The organism is Fodinicola acaciae, assembly GCF_010993745.1.
In the GTDB taxonomy this organism is placed as follows: Bacteria; Actinomycetota; Actinomycetes; order Mycobacteriales; family HKI-0501; genus Fodinicola; species Fodinicola acaciae.
Genome location: NZ_WOTN01000003.1, coordinates 333,822 through 349,967, shown reverse-complemented (window position 1 = coordinate 349,967; position 16,146 = coordinate 333,822). Strand labels below are relative to the sequence as shown.

General features: G+C 67.5%; 11 protein-coding genes. 4 read left to right on the top strand and 7 right to left on the bottom strand.

Features of this window, described 5'->3' with window-relative positions:
- The first annotated feature begins 161 nt into the window (after positions 1–161).
- Positions 162–1,433 (top strand): multidrug effflux MFS transporter, encoded by a 1,272-nt coding sequence (locus tag GNX95_RS28005; RefSeq protein ID WP_163510625.1) that lies wholly within the window; start codon positions 162–164, stop codon positions 1,431–1,433.
- A gap of 108 nt (positions 1,434–1,541) precedes the next feature.
- Here the strand turns inward: GNX95_RS28005 and GNX95_RS28000 are convergent, their stop codons facing one another.
- The 5 genes from GNX95_RS28000 to GNX95_RS27975 all read right to left on the bottom strand — a co-directional run bounded on the left by GNX95_RS28000 (position 1,542) and on the right by GNX95_RS27975 (position 10,465).
- The gene (locus GNX95_RS28000) at positions 1,542–2,666 is read right to left on the bottom strand and encodes an SPFH domain-containing protein (RefSeq protein ID WP_163510624.1); all 1,125 of its coding nucleotides are present in this window, start codon (positions 2,664–2,666) and stop codon (positions 1,542–1,544) included.
- A 251-nt stretch (positions 2,667–2,917) separates the two neighbouring features.
- On the bottom strand, positions 2,918–5,122 hold the full coding sequence (glgB, locus tag GNX95_RS27990) for a 1,4-alpha-glucan branching protein GlgB (protein WP_163510622.1): 2,205 nt from the start codon (positions 5,120–5,122) through the stop codon (positions 2,918–2,920).
- Positions 5,119–6,549: a maltokinase N-terminal cap-like domain-containing protein gene (locus tag GNX95_RS27985; RefSeq protein WP_246281786.1), complete on the bottom strand. Its 1,431-nt coding sequence runs from the start codon at positions 6,547–6,549 to the stop codon at positions 5,119–5,121. The genes glgB and GNX95_RS27985 overlap by 4 nt, the downstream gene beginning before the upstream one ends.
- Positions 6,546–8,303 (bottom strand): maltose alpha-D-glucosyltransferase, encoded by a 1,758-nt coding sequence (treS, locus tag GNX95_RS27980; protein ID WP_222854160.1) that lies wholly within the window; start codon positions 8,301–8,303, stop codon positions 6,546–6,548. The genes GNX95_RS27985 and treS overlap by 4 nt, the downstream gene beginning before the upstream one ends.
- 158 nt (positions 8,304–8,461) lie before the next feature.
- Positions 8,462–10,465, bottom strand: coding sequence for an alpha-1,4-glucan--maltose-1-phosphate maltosyltransferase (locus GNX95_RS27975; RefSeq protein ID WP_163510620.1), 2,004 nt, complete (start codon positions 10,463–10,465; stop codon positions 8,462–8,464).
- 230 nt (positions 10,466–10,695) lie between these two features.
- Between GNX95_RS27975 and glgP the strand changes: the two genes are divergently transcribed.
- Positions 10,696–13,224, top strand: a complete 2,529-nt coding sequence (gene glgP / locus GNX95_RS27970; RefSeq protein WP_163511976.1) for an alpha-glucan family phosphorylase — start codon at positions 10,696–10,698, stop codon at positions 13,222–13,224.
- A gap of 56 nt (positions 13,225–13,280) precedes the next feature.
- Here glgP and GNX95_RS27965 read toward each other — a convergent pair whose 3' ends face one another.
- Positions 13,281–14,120 (bottom strand): alpha/beta fold hydrolase, encoded by an 840-nt coding sequence (locus tag GNX95_RS27965; protein ID WP_163510619.1) that lies wholly within the window; start codon positions 14,118–14,120, stop codon positions 13,281–13,283.
- A 58-nt stretch (positions 14,121–14,178) separates the two neighbouring features.
- Between GNX95_RS27965 and GNX95_RS27960 the strand changes: the two genes are divergently transcribed.
- Together GNX95_RS27960 and GNX95_RS42700 are read left to right on the top strand one after the other, a co-directional pair.
- On the top strand, positions 14,179–14,712 hold the full coding sequence (locus GNX95_RS27960; RefSeq protein ID WP_163510618.1) for a CGNR zinc finger domain-containing protein: 534 nt from the start codon (positions 14,179–14,181) through the stop codon (positions 14,710–14,712).
- A 24-nt stretch (positions 14,713–14,736) separates the two neighbouring features.
- Positions 14,737–15,345 carry a nuclear transport factor 2-like protein gene (locus GNX95_RS42700; RefSeq protein ID WP_222853999.1) on the top strand — a complete coding sequence of 203 codons (609 nt, stop codon included), beginning with the start codon at positions 14,737–14,739 and terminating at the stop codon, positions 15,343–15,345.
- A 44-nt stretch (positions 15,346–15,389) separates the two neighbouring features.
- Here the strand turns inward: GNX95_RS42700 and GNX95_RS27950 are convergent, their stop codons facing one another.
- Positions 15,390–16,142 (bottom strand): amino acid ABC transporter ATP-binding protein, encoded by a 753-nt coding sequence (locus tag GNX95_RS27950; protein WP_163511975.1) that lies wholly within the window; start codon positions 16,140–16,142, stop codon positions 15,390–15,392.
- Between the last annotated feature and the right edge of the window lie 4 nt (positions 16,143–16,146).

Here is a 16,146-nt window from a genome sequence, read left to right as displayed (position 1 = left end):
CCGTATTGGCGTACAGCTCATGACACGTAATGCAGGTCACCATTTCTAAGGCGGAATAACCCATGGCCGTGAATCGATTCAACCGGAAGGATCAAGGCACGGCGGTTTTGTCGTACCCCCGTGAGACGGTCGGTAGGGCGAGCAGGAGAGGGGACACGACGGTGAGTTCAGTCGAGACGGGTCGACCGCGGGTGGGGCTGGTGTTGCTGCTCGGCGCGATCACGATCCTGGGGCCGCTGTCGATCGACCTGTATCTGCCGGCGTTTCCGACCATCGAGCACGAGCTCGGCGCGAGCGAGGCGGCGGTGCAGCTGACGTTGACCGGCTTCCTGGTCGGCCTGGCGCTCGGCCAGCCGATCTCCGGTCCGCTGTCCGACGCGATCGGCCGGCGGCGGCCGATGCTGATCGGCCTGAGCGTGTTCGTGGCGATGTCGGTCGTGCTGGCCGTCGCGCCCAACATCGAGATCCTGATCGGCGCGCGGTTCCTGCAGGGTGTGGCCGGCGCGTTCGGCGTCGCGGTCGCGATGGGGATGGTGCGCGACCTGGCCGCCGGTGCCGCCGCGGCGCGGCTGCTGTCGACGATGATGCTGGTGACCGGCCTCGGCCCGATCCTGGCGCCGATGGTCGGCGGTCAGCTGCTGCGGTTCGTCGACTGGCGCGGCATGTTCTGGTTCCTGGCGCTGGTCGCCGCCGGCCTGCTGGCCACCGCGTACTTCGCGATTCCGGAGACGCTGACCGCCGAGCGGCGGACCGTCGGTGGCGTACGCGCCGCGCTGCGCAGCTATCGGACGCTGGTGACCGACCGCGTCTACGTCGGCTATGCGCTGACCAACGGCCTGATGTTCGGCGCGGTGTTCGGTTACGTCGCGGCCGCCTCGTTCGTCTACCAGGGGATCTACCACATGACCCCGCAGCAGTACGGGATCGTGGCCGGCGTCAACGCGCTCGGCATGGTGGCGATGACGCAGCTCAACGGGCGGCTGGTCAGCTTCTTCCACCCCCGTCGGCTGCTGATCACCGGCCTGGTCAGCGCGGCCACCTGGGGTGTGCTGCTGCTGGCGATCGCCTTCACCCGGCCGGCCAGCGTCTGGTGGATCGCGGTGCCGCTGTTCCTGATGGTGGCCAGCATCGGCCTGGTGATGCCAAACGGCATGGCGATGGCGCTCAACGACTATCCGAAGGCGGCCGGCACCGGCGCGGCGCTGATCGGTGCCAACCAGTTCGTGCTCGGTGGCGCGGTGACCGCGCTGATGGGTCTGGGTGGCAGCGCGACCGCGATCCCGATGGCCGGCTTCATCGCCGCGCTGACGCTGCTGTCGCTGACCGTGCAGCTGGTGCTGGCCCGGCCGCGTACGCCGGCCGCCACCGCGGCCCGGCAGCGCACCCTCGCCAGCCGCGACGCCAACCTCGAGTCGGCAGCCGAGGTCGCGTAAACCCTTTGATATCGGCAACCGCCTAGTTCGCGAACTCGACGTTTTGGTGGTCGTTACCGGCGTGTCGACCACCAAAACGTCAAGTTCGCGAAAAGGGATGCACACGGGTCACTGCTGTTCTTTGACGGCTTCCAGGTTGCGGGTCGTCTCCTTGGCGGCGGGCAGGCCGTTCTTGACCGACTCCAGGATGGCCAGGCCCTGACCGACCAGGCCGGCGGCGATCTCGCTCAGCCCGTCGGATCCGTTGAGTACGTTGATGTTCGCGTTGGCGAGGCCACCGGCGGCCTCGCGTACGAGCGCCGGCAGCTGGTCGATCAGCATCCGGTCGAGCGCCACCCGGTTGTTGGACGCGGCCGCCTCGGCCTGGATGCGGATCCGCTCGGCCTCGGCCTGAGCCAGGATGCGTACGCGCTCGGCGTCGGCCTCCGCCGGCTTGACCACCTCGGCGACCAGCTGCTGCTGGCGCAGCTCGGCGGCGCGCTCGGCCAGCTCGGTCTGCATGGACAGCACCTCGCGCTGCGCCTGTGCCTGCGCGAGCGGGCCGGCCTGCGCCGACTCGGCCTGCGCGCGGTCGATCTCGGCCTTGTACTGCGCCTGCAGGATCGCGGTCTGCCGCGCGTACTCGGCCTGCTTACGCTGCGCCTCCTGCTCAGCCTCGGCGGCCAGCTGGTTGGCCTGCGCCTGCGCGATCTTGGCCTGCTGCTGGATCGCGGCGTTGTGCGGCGCGGCCATCGCGGCGATGTAGCCGAGCTTCATGTCGTCGATCGAACGGATCTGCAGCGAGTCGACGGTGAGGCCGATCTTCGCCATCTCCGCGGTCGATCCGTCCAGCACCTCGGTGGCCAGGCGCTGGCGCTCGCGGATGATCTCCTCGACGGTCATCGAGCCGACGATCGACCGCAGGTGACCGGCGAAAATCCGGCCGGTCAGCACCGACATCTGGTCCTGGTCGGACAGGAAACGCTGCGCGGCGTTGACGATGCTCTCGTCGTCGTTGCCGACCTTGAAGGCGATCACCGCGCGGACCTGCAGGATGATGCCCTGCTTGGTCACGCAGTTCTCGGTGATTTCCGCCTCGTTCATGGAAAGCGTCAGATAGCGAACCTTACGGAACATCGGCATCGCGAAGGCGCCGTGACCGGTCACCACCCGAAACGGGGTGCCGGAGCGCCGGCTGCGGCCGCCGGATATCAACATTGCCTGGTCTGGCCGAGGAACGTGATAGCCGAACATCTGTGTCGACCTTCTCTCTAAACCACCTCGCTCGGATCGTGTGGGGACCACTCCACCACGTGAACCGTCCGAGCTCCGCGTGATTCGACAACTAAGACTCTTACACCCTTTGGCAAGGGCTCGTCCGACCAAGCGATGAACGTCTCGGTGCCGCCGCGGATCCGCACCAGCACCTCACCGGCCCCGTCGGCTCCGCGCGTCCCCAACGTGAGTACGCCGGTCTGTCCAACCGGTGAGTGACTGCTGCTCATTCAGGCATTATCGTCGGCCGGCGGCGAAACGTGACGCAACCAAACCGTTCCCAGCGGCGGCAACTGTACGGTCGCCGACGCCGGCATCGCGTGCCAAGGCTCCTTTACCGCGGTGACGCCACCAAGATTGCCGACACCGGAGCCGCAGTAGTCGCGCGCGTCGGTGTTCACGATCTCGTCCCAGCGACCGGTCAGCGGCAGGCCGAGCTTGTAGTCGTTGTGCGGTACGCCGGCGAAGTTGGCGACACACACCAACGTCGAGTCGGCGCCATAGCGGACGAAGGAGAGCACGTTGCCGAGCGAGTCATTGGCGTCGATCCAGGCAAAACCGGCCGGATCGGTGTCGCGTTCCCACAGTGCCGGAGTGTCCTTGTAGACGGCGTTGAGATCACGCATCAGGTGTTGTACGCCCGCGTGGTCCGGGTTTTCCAGCAGCCACCAGTCGAGCGAGCGGCTCTCGGCCCACTCCGACTCCTGCGCGAACTCGCATCCCATGAAAAGCAGCTGTTTTCCGGGATGGGCCCACATGTACGCGAGCATCGCGCGTACGTTGGCCAGCTGCTGCCACCGGTCACCCGGCATTTTCCGCAGCAGCGAACCCTTTCCGTGCACGACCTCGTCGTGGCTGATCGGCAGCACGAAGTTTTCGCTGTACGCGTACATCATCGAGAAGGTCATCTCGTGATGGTGGTACTGCCGGTAGACCGGCTCGTGCGACAGGTAGGACAGGGTGTCGTGCATCCACCCCATGTTCCATTTGAAGCCGAAACCCAGGCCACCCAGGTGCGTCGGCCGGGAGACTCCCGGCCAGGCGGTGGATTCCTCGGCGATCATCACCACACCGGGATGCTCGCGATAGACCGTCGCGTTGACCTCCTGGAGAAAGGCCACCGAGTCGAGGTTTTCCCGGCCGCCGTACTTGTTCGGCAGCCATTCGCCCTCGCGCCGCGAATAGTCCAGATAGAGCATCGAGGCGACCGCGTCGACGCGCAGGCCGTCGATGTGAAACTCACTGAGCCAGTAAAGCGCGTTGGCGACCAGGAAGTTACGCACCTCGTTGCGGCCGACGTCGAAGACGTACGTGCCCCAGTCCGGCTGCTCGCCGCGACGTGGGTCGGCGTGCTCGTACAACGCCGTGCCGTCGAAACGCGCCAGCGACCAATCGTCTTTCGGGAAATGCGCGGGCACCCAGTCGACGATCACGCCGATGCCGGCTTCGTGCAGCTTGTCGACCAGAAAACGAAACTCGTCCGGTGAGCCGAAGCGCGCCGTCGGCGCGTAGTACGACGACACCTGGTATCCCCACGAGCCGCCGAACGGGTGCTCGGCGACCGGCAGGAACTCCACGTGCGTGAAGCCGGTTTCCCTGACGTAGTCGACAAGTTCGCTTGCCAGCTCGCGATATCCGAGGCCCTGCCGCCACGAGCCCAGATGCACCTCGTAGATGCTCATCGGCCGTGCGTGCCAGGCAGTCTCGGCGCGCGCGGCGATCCAGTCGGCGTCGGCCCACTCGTACGACGACTGGTGGATCTTCGACGCCGTCCCCGGCGGCACCTCGGTGGCGAAGGCCAGCGGATCGGCCTTCTCGCGCCAAACTCCGTCCCGGCCGAGCACCTGGAACTTGTACAGCGAGCCGGCCTGGACTCCTGGCAGGAAAATTTCCCACACACCGGTCGAGCCGAGCGACCGCATCGGCAGGGCACGGCCGTCCCAGAAGGAAAACTCGCCGGTGACCCGGACACCCTGCGCGTTCGGTGCCCACACCGCGAACGACGTTCCGGTCACCGGACCCGAGGACGTCTCGTACGTCCGCACGTGCGAGCCGAGCACGGACCAGAGTTTTTCGTGCCGTCCCTCGCCGATCAGGTGCAGGTCGAGCTCGCCGAGGGTGGGCAGCCAGCGGTACGGGTCGTCCTCGATCCGCACCTCGTCGGCCGTGCTCACCGACAGCCGGTAGTCGCCGAGCGCACCGTCCACAGTGGCCTGGAAGATGCCGCCGCCGTGCACGCGGTGCATCTCGACCCGGGCGCCGGCCGCCACCAGGACGACTTGTCGTGCGTACGGCCGCAAAGTGCGCACCACCGTGCGTCCGTCGCCGATCGGGTGCGCACCGAGGATCGAATGTGGATTGTGGTGCGCACCGCCGATCAGCCGGTCGAGCTCGACGCGGTCGGGGACCGGTCCGAGCGATACGGCGGTAGTCATCGGGACAGATCCGCTCCTTCGGTGGCCAGCCGCGCCACCGAGCCGAGCGGGATCGGCAGCCAGGTCGGCCGGTTGTTGTGCTCGTACGCGACCTCGTAGACGGCCTTGTCCAACTCCAGCGCGCGCAACAAAACCGGCTGGTCACGCGGATCGGGGCCGACTGTCGCGTAACCGTCGCAGAACGCGCCGCGGTTGCGGCTGGCCCACTCGTTGGCGCGATAGTCCAGCTGCGGGTCAGGGTCGTTGCCGACCAGCAGATGCCGTGCCGCGTAGTCGAAAGACCGCAGCATGCCGGCCACGTCCTGCAGCGGCGACATGTACGCGCTGCGCTCGGCCAGCGGCCGCGCCGGCTCGCCCTCGAAGTCGATCAGGATCCAGCCGTTGACGGTACGCAGCACCTGGCCGAGGTGCAGGTCGCCGTGGATCCGTTGCACCGCGACGGGATGCTCGATCGCCAGCAGATCGTCGTACGCGCGGTGCAGCGACTCGGCATACTGCGCGACCTCCTCGACCGACCGCGCGACGGCGTCCAGTTTCTCGTGCATCAGCCGGACCGTACGCTCCAGTCCGGACCGGTCCAGCCGCGAGGATCCCAGCGCTCGCGCCAAATCCTGGTGGACGGACGCGACGGCCTCGCCGAGCCGGAAGGCCTCCGACGCGAAGTCGCCGCCGACCTCGTCGGCGTGCAGGTCGGCCTCGGCGATCAGGTCGCGCATGCTGGTCTCGGCCATCGCCCAGCCGTCCGAGGTGTTGTCCAGGAACTCCTGCAACATCCCGTAGGTGACCGGTTTTCCGTCCAGCTGTCCGGAAATCGTGCCGAGCGGCCGCGCGATGTGCGAGCTGTCCATGTCGCGCAACGCGCGGTGCAGCTCGACGTCGGCGGACAGGCCGGCGGTGATCCGGCGGAACAGCTTGAGGATGTAGAGGTTGCCGAAGATCAGCGAGGTGTTGCTCTGCTCGACGGTCACCGGCCGGCTGGACAGGCCGGTTTCCAGCTCGACGCCCGGCTCGGCGGCGAAGGACAGGCCGTCGGCGTGCGCGCCGGCCGCCATCAGCTCGACCAGCCGGCCGGCCAGGTCGGGGTCGAGCACGGCGTCGTACGCGACCGCCTCGCCATGCGGTCCCCGCACCGAGCCGATCCGGCCGTGTTCCAGGTATTCCGGCAGGTTTCGGCGTACGCCGAGCAGGAGTTGGTAGAGCTGCTCGCCGTCCTGGCTGTCCACCGCGACCAGCACGTGGTCGAGCTGCGGCTCGGCGTCCTGCAGCGTGTACGCGCTGACCGGCCGGACGCCGAGGATTTTCTGGCCCTTGCTGCCGAACCAGCGTTGTCCAGGCAGCCAGCCGGCCAGTGGCCCGGCCAGCTGCTCGGCCAGATCGTCGCAGAGACGATCGGAGGACGGGTTTTTCGCCGGTTCGGAAGCGGTCACAGTTCGTCCTCGGCCGGCACGATCTGGAACCAGTAGAAACCGTGGCCCGGCAGGGTCAGCAGATACGGCAGGTCGCCGATCCGCGGGAACAGGGCGCCACCGGTGAGCTCGCGCAACGCCTCGCCGGCATACGCGGACAGGTCCAGCTGCACCGGTTGCGGGAATCGGGACAGGTTGCTCACGCAGACCACCCGATCCCTGTGTTCGACCATAACGGTGCCGTCCTCGCTCGGCACCTTGTCCTCCCAGTCGCGCACGTACGCGAGCACCGACGGGTTGGACGAGCCGAGGTCGGTGAACGTGCCGAGACCGAAGCTGGGGTGCTGCTTGCGGACCTCGATCATCCGCCGGGTCCAGTGCAGCAGCGAGGAGGTGTCGTTGGACTGCGCCTCGACGTTGATCGACTGGAAACCGTAGAGCGTGTCCATCAGCGGCGGCAGATAGAGCCGGCCCGGGTCGGCGGTGGAGAAACCCGCGTTGCGGTCGGGCGTCCACTGCATTGGCGTACGCACGGCGTCGCGGTCGCCGAGCCAGATGTTGTCTCCCATGCCGATCTCGTCACCGTAGTACAGGATCGGTGACCCCGGCAGCGAAAGCAGCAACGAGGTGAACAGCTCGATCTGGTTGCGGTCGTTGTTGAGCAGTGGCGCGAGCCGGCGCCGGATGCCGACGTTGGCGCGCATCCGCGGATCCGTCGCGTATTCGGCATACATGTAGTCGCGCTCTTCGTCGGTGACCATCTCGAGCGTCAGCTCGTCGTGGTTGCGCAGGAAGATCCCCCACTGGGCACGCGAGGGGATGTCCGGTGTCTGCGCCAGGATCTCCGAGATCGGGAACCGGCTCTCCCGCCGTACGGCCATGAAGATCCGTGGCATCAAAGGGAAGTGGAAGGCCATGTGGCACTCGTCGCCGCCGGTGTTGGGGTCGCCGAAGTACTCGACGACGTCGGCCGGCCACTGGTTGGCCTCGGCCAGCAGCACCCGGCCGGGATACTCGTCCTCGACGACTTTGCGGCAGCGCTTGAGAAACGTGTGCGTCTCCGGCAGGTTCTCGCAGTTGGTGCCTTCCCTGGCGTACAGGTAGGGCACCGCGTCCAGCCGGAAGCCGTCGATGCCCAGGTCCAGCCAGAAGCGCAGGACGTCGATCATCGCGTCGCAGACGTCGGGGTTGTCGTAGTTGAGATCCGGCTGGTGGCTGAAGAACCGGTGCCAGTAGAACTGGCCGCGGACCGGGTCGTAGGTCCAGTTGGAGCTTTCGGTGTCGACGAAGATGATCCGCGCTTCCGGATATTTCTGGTCGTCGTCGTTCCACATGTAGAAGTCGCCGTACGGGCCCTCCGGGTCGCGGCGCGACTCCTGGAACCACGGGTGCTGGTCGGAGGTGTGGTTCATCACCAGGTCGGTGATGATCCGGATGCCGCGCTTGTGCGCCGCGTCCAGCAGCCGGACGAAGTCGTCGACGGTGCCAAACTCCGGCAGCACGGCACGAAAGTCGCTGATGTCGTAACCGCCGTCGCGCAGCGGCGAGGCGTAGAACGGCGGCAGCCACAGGCAGTCGACGCCGAGCCAGGACAGGTAGTCCAGCTGCTCGGTCAGGCCGCGCAGGTCGCCGGTGCCGTCGCCGTTGGAGTCGCGGAACGCGCGGACCAGCACCTCGTAGAACACCGCGGTCTTGTACCACTCGGGTTCCTCGCGGGCCGGCCGCGCGTGCGCGAAGTCCTCGGCCAACGGCTCCAGCAACGTGCCGTCCGGCATCTGCGCGTCGCCGGTGTGCTCCACGTGATCGGGCTGGGTCTGCTCGGTCACCTGCTCCGGCCGCGTATCGACCGCTAAGTCCTCGGCGACGACGGCCGGAGGGGACACCGCGGCTGGAATGGAGCTCATTTTTACCTCTGGGTACGGGGAAGTTTGGGTCAGTACTTGTGCACGGCGAAAAGATGTGCCGGTTGGTCGTGCGGGTCGAGGCGGACGGCGTTGAACTGCCCCCAGTCGTACTCCGCGCCGGTCACCCGGTCCACGACCCGGAAGCGGTCATTCCAGTCGAGGCCGAGCGCGGGCATGTCCAGAGCGGTGTTCCCCCACTGGACATCGTGCGGATCCAACGAAACCACGACCAGGACGGTGTCACCGGTGGCATGGTCCACTTTGGACCAACACATGATGACATCGTTGTCGATCTGGTGGAAACGCAGGTTCCGCAACCAGTGCGTCGCCGGATGCTCACGCCGGAACTCGTTGAGGATCTTCAGGTATGGCGCGAGCGTACGGTGTTCGGCCGCGGCACGCGCCCAGTCCCGTGGCCGCAGCTGGTATTTCTCGCTGTCCAGGTATTCCTCGCTGCCGGGTCGTACGGCCACGTGCTCGTAGAGCTCGTAGCCGGAGTAGACCCCCCAGCTCGGTGACAGCAGACTTCCCAGCACGGCGCGGATCTTAAACATCGGCGGGCCGCCGTATTGCAGTGAATCGTGCAAGATGTCCGGCGTGTTGACGAAAAAGTTGGGCCGCATGTAGTCGGCGGCGGCGACCAGCTCGTTGGCGTAGTCGATGAGCTCCTGTTTGCCGGTGCGCCAGGTGAAGTAGGTGTAGGACTGGGTGAAGCCGATCTTGGCCAGGCCGTGCATCATCGCCGACCTGGTGAACGCCTCGGCCAGGAACAGCACGTCCGGGTCGGTCGACTTGACCTCGGCGATCAGCCAGTGCCAGAAGTTGACCGGCTTGGTATGCGGGTTGTCGACCCGGAAGATCTTCACCCCGTGCGAGATCCATTTGCGTACGACGGCAAGCACCGCCTGGTAGATGCCGTCCGGGTCGTTGTCGAAGTTGAGCGGATAGATGTCCTGGTATTTCTTCGGCGGGTTCTCCGCGTACGCGATGGTGCCGTCGGCCTTGGTGGTGAACCACTGTGGGTGCTCGGTGACCCACGGATGGTCCGGCGCGCACTGCAGCGCCAGGTCGAGCGCGACCTCCATGCCGAGCTCGTGCGTACGCGCGACGAAGGCGTCGAAGTCGTCGAACGTGCCCAGCCGCGGATGGATCGCGTCGTGGCCGCCGTCCTTGGAGCCGATGGCCCACGGCGAGCCGACGTCGTCGGGGCCGGCGTGCAGCGTGTTGTTGGGTCCCTTGCGGTTGACCTCGCCGATCGGATGGATCGGCGGCAGGTAGACCACGTCGAAACCCATGTCGGCGATCGCCGGCAGCCGCTCGGCGGCCGTACGCAGCGTGCCGTGCACCGGCGTCTGGATGGACTCCGGATGCGTCGGGTCGGGCACGAGCGCGCCCTCGGAGCGGGGGAAGAACTCGTACCAGGAGCCGTAGAGCGCGCGCTGCCGGTCGACCCAGATGGTGTGCGTGGCCGACCGCGTGATCAGCTCGCGCAACGGGATCTCGTGCAGCAGCGGACCGAGGTCGAGCGCCTGCTTGACCCGCTGTTCCAGCGACAGCGAGGTGTCGGCCAGCGAGCGCGCCGCGTCGGCCAGCGCGCCGCGGTGGTCGCGTGCCAGGTCACCGCCGATCCGGATGATGCTCTGCGACGCACGCTGCATCAGCGACACGCCCTCGGCCAGGTCGTTGGCCAGCTCGATGGATCCCTGGCCGGCCTCCATCTTGACCTCGACGGCGTGCCGCCAGGTCGCGTACGGGTCCGACCACGCCTCGATCGCGAAGGTCCACCTGCCGGGTTCGTCCGGAATCACGCCGGCGTACCAGCGCGAGGTCCAGGCCGGCCCCTGCTCCATCCGGACGAACCGTCTGCGCCGGCCGTCCGGGCCCTTCCAGACGACGTTGGCGCCGACGGCGTCGTGACCCTCGCGGTAGACGGTCGCGGCGACGGGTACGTACTCACCGACCACCGCGCGCGCGGGGTAACGGCCGCACGCGACGGAGGGGGAGATGTCTTCGATGGGAATTCGTCCGCTCATCGCACGCCACCGTAGCTGTATGCCAACGTCGGCCTGGAAGCAGACACCACCTGTTCGACCTGTCCGTGGCGGCGCTCCCGGACGCCGGGATTCCTTGGTCGATCAAGAACAACTTCGATGGTAACCCGGCGTGCGTGACCTCGCATCGCGCGATGATCTCGTACGGACAAATCTGGACAGTCGACCGGTCAGTGACCGGACCGCTTGTCGCTCTCGGTATCTTCGCCGGCGTGAAAGCACTACGCCGATTCACCGTCCGTGCCTCTCTGCCGGCGCCGCTCGCACCGCTGTCCGAGCTGGTGATGAACCTGCGCTGGGCCTGGCACACCGAGACCACCGACCTGTTCGCCGCCGTCGACCCGCAGCTGTGGCGGGCCGTCGACGGCGACCCGGTCCGGCTGCTGGGTGAGGTGAGCGCCGAGCGGCTGGACGAGCTGGCCCGCGACCCGGCCTTCCTGGCGCAGCTGGGCGGCGTACACGCCGACCTGGCGCGCTATCTGAGCGAGCCGCGCTGGTATCAGTCGCTGACCGACGCTCCGCGGCAGATCGCGTACTTCTCGCCGGAGTTCGGCATCACCGAGGTGCTGCCGCAGTACTCCGGCGGCCTCGGCATCCTGGCCGGCGACCACCTCAAGGCCGCCAGCGACCTCGGCGTACCGATCCTCGGCGTCGGCCTGCTCTACCACGCCGGCTACTTCTCGCAGTCCCTGTCGCCGGACGGCTGGCAGGAGGAGCACTATCCCTCGCTCGACCCCAACGGCCTGCCGCTGGCGCTGCTGCGCGACGCGGACGGGTCGCCGCTGGAGATCACCGTCGGCCTGCCGGACGGCAAGACGCTCGGCGCGCAGATCTGGCAGGCACAGGTCGGCCGCGTACCGCTGCTGCTGATGGACGCCGACATCGAGTCCAACGACCCGGAGATCCGTGCCATCACCGACCGGTTGTACGGCGGTGGCGCCGAGCACCGGCTGCGGCAGGAGCTGCTGCTGGGCATCGGCGGCGTCCGGGCCGTACGCGCGTACTGCAAGCTGACCGGCGCGGCCGAGCCGGAGGTCTACCACACCAACGAGGGCCACGCCGGCTTCCAGGGCCTGGAGCGGATCCGCGAGCTGGTCGCAGGTGCCGGACTGTCCTTCGACGAGGCGCTGCAGGCCGTACGCGCCGGCACGGTCTTCACCACACACACGCCGGTTCCGGCCGGCATCGACCGCTTTCCGCGCGCGTTGATCGAGCACACGTTCGGCGGCGACAACGAGGCTCCTGGCGTGCCGGTGGACCGCGTGCTGGCGCTCGGCGCCGAGGACGACCCCGGCGTCTTCAACATGGCGCACATGGGCCTGCGGCTGGGCCAGCGCGCCAACGGCGTGTCGAAGCTGCACGGTCACGTGTCGCGGGAGATGTTCGCCGGCCTGTGGCCGGGGTTCGGGTCGGTCGACGTGCCGATCAGCTCGGTGACCAACGGCGTACACGCGCCGTCGTGGGTCGCGCGCGAGATCACCGGCCTGCTCGGCGTCGGTCCGGACTCCACCTGGGAGGTCGTCGGCGACCTGCCGGGCGACCAGCTGTGGAGCATCCGTCGCGAGCTGCGGTCGCGGCTGGTGGACGAGGTGCGCCGGCGCGTACGGCTGTCGATGCTGCACCGCGGTCACACCGAGGCGGAGCTGGGGTGGGTCCAGAACGTCTTCGATCCGGACATCCTGACCATCGGCTTCGCGCGGCGGGTGCCGTCGTACAAGCGGCTCACCATGATGCTGCGCGACCCGGAGCGGCTGCGTGCGCTGCTGACCGACCCGGAGCGACCGATCCAGATCGTCATCGCCGGCAAGTCGCATCCGGCCGACGAGGGTGGCAAGCACCTGATCCAGCAGATGGTGCAGTTCGCCGACGACCCGGCCGTACGGCATCGGATCGTGTTCCTGCCGGACTACGACATCGGCATGGCGCAGTTCCTTTACGCCGGTTGTGACGTGTGGCTGAACAACCCGCTGCGGCCGTTGGAGGCCTGTGGCACGTCCGGCATGAAGGCCGCGCTGAACGGCGGCCTGAACCTGTCCATCCGGGACGGCTGGTGGGACGAGATGTACGACGGCGGCAACGGTTGGGCCATCCCGACCGCCGACGGCGTCACCGACCCGGACCGCCGCGACGACCTGGAGGCCGCCGCCTTCTACGAGCTGGTCGAGCAGCACGTACGCGCGCGCTTCTACGACCGCGCGGCCGACGGCGTGCCGAAGAGCTGGATCGACATGGTCCGCCACACGCTCAAGTCGCTCGGGCCGCTGGTGCAGGCGACGCGGATGGTGCGCGACTATGTCGAGGAGCTGTACGCCCCGGCCGCCGTGTCCGCTCGGCGGCTCGGCGGCTCGTACGACGGCGCTCGCGAGCTGGCCGCCTGGTATGCGCGGATCCGCGGCGGCTGGGACTCCGTACGCGTGGCGCACGTCGACGCGTCCGGCATCGGTGACACGCCGGAGCTGGGGGCCTCGCTGCACCTGCGTGCCGAGATCGTGCTCGGGTCGCTGTCGCCGTCGGACGTGACCGTACAGGCGTGTTACGGCCGGGTCGACGCGACGGAGGAGCTGCACGACGTGATGTGCGTCGACATGACGCACTCGGACAACGGCGGCGAGTTCGAGTTGTTCGAGGGTGACGTGCCGCTGCAGCGCGCCGGTGCTTTCGGCTACACCGTACGCGTGCTGCCGCGGCACGAGCTCCTGTCGTCGTCCTCCGAGCCGGGCCTGGTCGTCCTCGCGTCCTGACTGCCGCGGCGCCTCGTTACTGGCAGGTCCGCCAGTAACGAGGCGTCGCGGCATTTTCACCTCAGGAAGGTGAGCAGCGCCTCGGGGGCCTCTTCGGGGATGAAGTGGCCGCAGTTGGGGATGGGTTCGCCGCGGAGGTCTTTGGCGTACGGGCGCCAGGCGTCCAGGACGTCGAGTTGCGACGGGATGCCGGTGTCGCCCCAGAGGGCCAGTGTCGGCATGGTCAGGCGTTTGCCGGCGGCGAAGTCGGCGTTGTCGAGGTCGTCGTCGTACGGGAAAGACGCTCGATAGTCGTCGAAACCGGCACGCAGTGCGCCGGGCCGTGAGAACGCGCGTACGTATTCGTCGACGGCCGCGGGGTCGAGGCCGGCGCGTTGGTGGGTCCAGCGTTCGAAGAAATACTCCAGATAACCGCGGATGTTCTGGCCGACCAGCAGCTCCGGCAGGTCGCGCTGCAGGTGGAACTGCCAGTGCCAGGGCACCGCGGTCAGCCCGGTTTGCCTGTCGACGCCGCGCCAGGCCTCGCGACTCGGCACGATGTCCAGTACGACAAGCCTGGCGACGTTTTCCGGGTTGTCCAAGGCATATCGGTGTGCCACGCGCGCGCCGCGGTCGTGGCCGACCAGCGTGATGGCGGAGTCGTCGGTGATTTCCCTTACCAGCGCGCGAATGTCGGCGGCCATCGTACGCTTGTCATAGCCGGTCGGTGCTTTGTCGCTCAGCCCATAGCCGCGCAGGTCCGGCGCGATCACCGTGTGCGTCTCGCTCAGTGGTCCGATCACCCGCCGCCAGCAGTGGCTGTTCTGTGGCCAGCCGTGCAGCAGCACCATCGTCGGACCGCTGCCCGCCTTCTCGTAATGCAGCGTGATGCCGTTGACCTTGGCCGTACGACCCATCCGTGATCGCCTCCATAACCTGTTCAACGAGTTACGTGCGTAACTGTATCATGGGGTTATGGCGACGGACTGGGTGTGGGACGGCGGGCGGCCGTCGGTGGATCTGGTGAACACCTACCGCGACCGCAAGACCGGTGGCCGCGAGCTGCTGCGTACGCCCGCCGACCTGGCCGAATGGCTGGCGTTGCCGGAGGTTTCGGCCACTCGCCTGCGGCAGGCGATCGAGCTGCGCGAGGCGATCAACGACTGCGTCACGGCTGCGATCGACGGCGAGCGGTTGCCTGCCGTCGACCTCATCAACCAGTGGGCCGCGCGCCGGCGGCCGGTGATCGTACGGCTGCATCCGGACGGCTCAGCCGAGACCGAGCCGCCGGCAGATCCGGTCGCCGCGGCGCTGGCCGAGATCGCCGCCGACGCCGTCGACCTGCTCAGCGGCGAGGAGCGCGGTGGCCTGCGAATTTGTGGCAGCGCCGACTGTGGTCTGCGGTTCGTCGACCGGTCGCAGGCCGGCCGTCGGCAGTGGTGCTCGATGGCCCGATGCGGAAACCGGGAGAAAGCCCGTGCTCACCGCGCGCGGATGCGGTTTGCTTGACCGATGGCGCTCACGACCCAGACGATGACCGACGAGCAGCGTAAATCGGTGGCTTTGGAATATCTGAAGGCATTCGACAACGGCGGCGTCACCAGCACCGGCGCGGGCATCCTCGACCTGTTCGCCGACGACGCGCAGGTGTATTTCCCGAAATGGGGCCTGGCGGACGGAAAAGCGGAGATCGGCCGGCTTTTCGGCGACGTCGGCGGCACACTGAAGTCGATCAAGCACCACTACGCGTCGTTCAACTGGATCTTCTCCGGCAGTGACACCGGCTTGGCGGCGGCCTGCTGGCTCCATTTCAGGGCCGCCGCCTCGGCAGTGGCATGCCGCCGCATCAACGGGTCGTACTGCGTGATGAACCGACCCATCACGGTGAGCTGGATTCCCTGCATCGCGGCGATCAGCCGGTTGGTCACCTCCAGCACGGCCAGGCACTCATACCGGTCGGCCTGGCTCAGATCCAGCCCCAACAGCCGGCGCACGGTGTCGGCATCTGGCGGCGCATCACAGAAATCCAACGCGAACCGCGGATCCCGATGCCGCCGACGTCGTCGCAGTCGACGACGGCTTCCCCAAGTTTACTCCCATGCCGCTAATTGTACGCCGCTGCACCGACAATTCCGGTGCTGACTTTCGGCGTGGACACACAAATATTCCTCGACGGCAGGGTGGGTCTAGAGGATGCGGGAGAGGAATGCGCGCGTACGATCGTGTGCCGGTGCGCGGAAAAGCTGGTCTGGAGTGCCGGTCTCGACCACCTGACCGCGATCCATGAACACCACCCGGCTGGCCACATCCCGCGCGAAAGCCATTTCGTGTGTCACCACAAGCATCGTCATGCCATCAGCGGCGAGATCGCGCATAACGGCCAGCACCTCACCCACCAGCTCGGGATCCAGCGCCGACGTCGGCTCGTCGAAAAGCATCAACTTCGGACTCATGGCCAGCGCACGCGCGATCGCGACCCGCTGCTGTTGACCGCCAGACAACTCGGCCGGATAAGCGTTTTCCTTGTCCGCCAAGCCAACCTGGGCCAGCAGGTCCCGCGCGCGCTCGACGGCTGCCGGCATCGGCTGCCGCAGCACGCCGACCGGTGCCTCGATGATGTTCTGTCGTACGGTCATGTGCGGAAACAGGTGGAACTGCTGGAAGACCATGCCGATCGACGCGCGCCGGCGGGCGGCTTCCTTGGCGGACAGCTCGAAAAGCCGGTTGCCGTGCTGCCGATATCCGACCAGCTCGCCATCGACCAGGATCGACCCGGAATCCACGGTGTCCAGATGGTTGACGCACCGCAGAAGCGTACTTTTCCCCGATCCGGACGGGCCGATCAGGCAGACCACCTCGCCGTGACGCACGTCCAGGCTGACACCGCGCAACGCCTCCAGCGGTCCGTAACTCCTGCGTACGTCCCGGATCTCCACCATCGGC

Bases quoted from the DNA above. Each gene is read 5' to 3' on its own strand.
- GNX95_RS27975 (WP_163510620.1), bottom strand. From the start codon at position 10,465: ATGAGCGGACGAATTCCCATCGAAGACATCTCCCCCTCCGTCGCGTGC.
- GNX95_RS42700 (WP_222853999.1), top strand. From the start codon at position 14,737: ATGACCGACGAGCAGCGTAAATCGGTGGCTTTGGAATATCTGAAGGCA.
- GNX95_RS27960 (WP_163510618.1), top strand. From the start codon at position 14,179: ATGGCGACGGACTGGGTGTGGGACGGCGGGCGGCCGTCGGTGGATCTG.
- GNX95_RS28000 (WP_163510624.1), bottom strand. From the start codon at position 2,666: ATGTTCGGCTATCACGTTCCTCGGCCAGACCAGGCAATGTTGATATCC.
- glgB (WP_163510622.1), bottom strand. From the start codon at position 5,122: ATGACTACCGCCGTATCGCTCGGACCGGTCCCCGACCGCGTCGAGCTC.
- GNX95_RS27950 (WP_163511975.1), bottom strand. From the start codon at position 16,142: ATGGTGGAGATCCGGGACGTACGCAGGAGTTACGGACCGCTGGAGGCG.
- treS (WP_222854160.1), bottom strand. From the start codon at position 8,303: ATGCCGGACGGCACGTTGCTGGAGCCGTTGGCCGAGGACTTCGCGCAC.
- GNX95_RS27965 (WP_163510619.1), bottom strand. From the start codon at position 14,120: ATGGGTCGTACGGCCAAGGTCAACGGCATCACGCTGCATTACGAGAAG.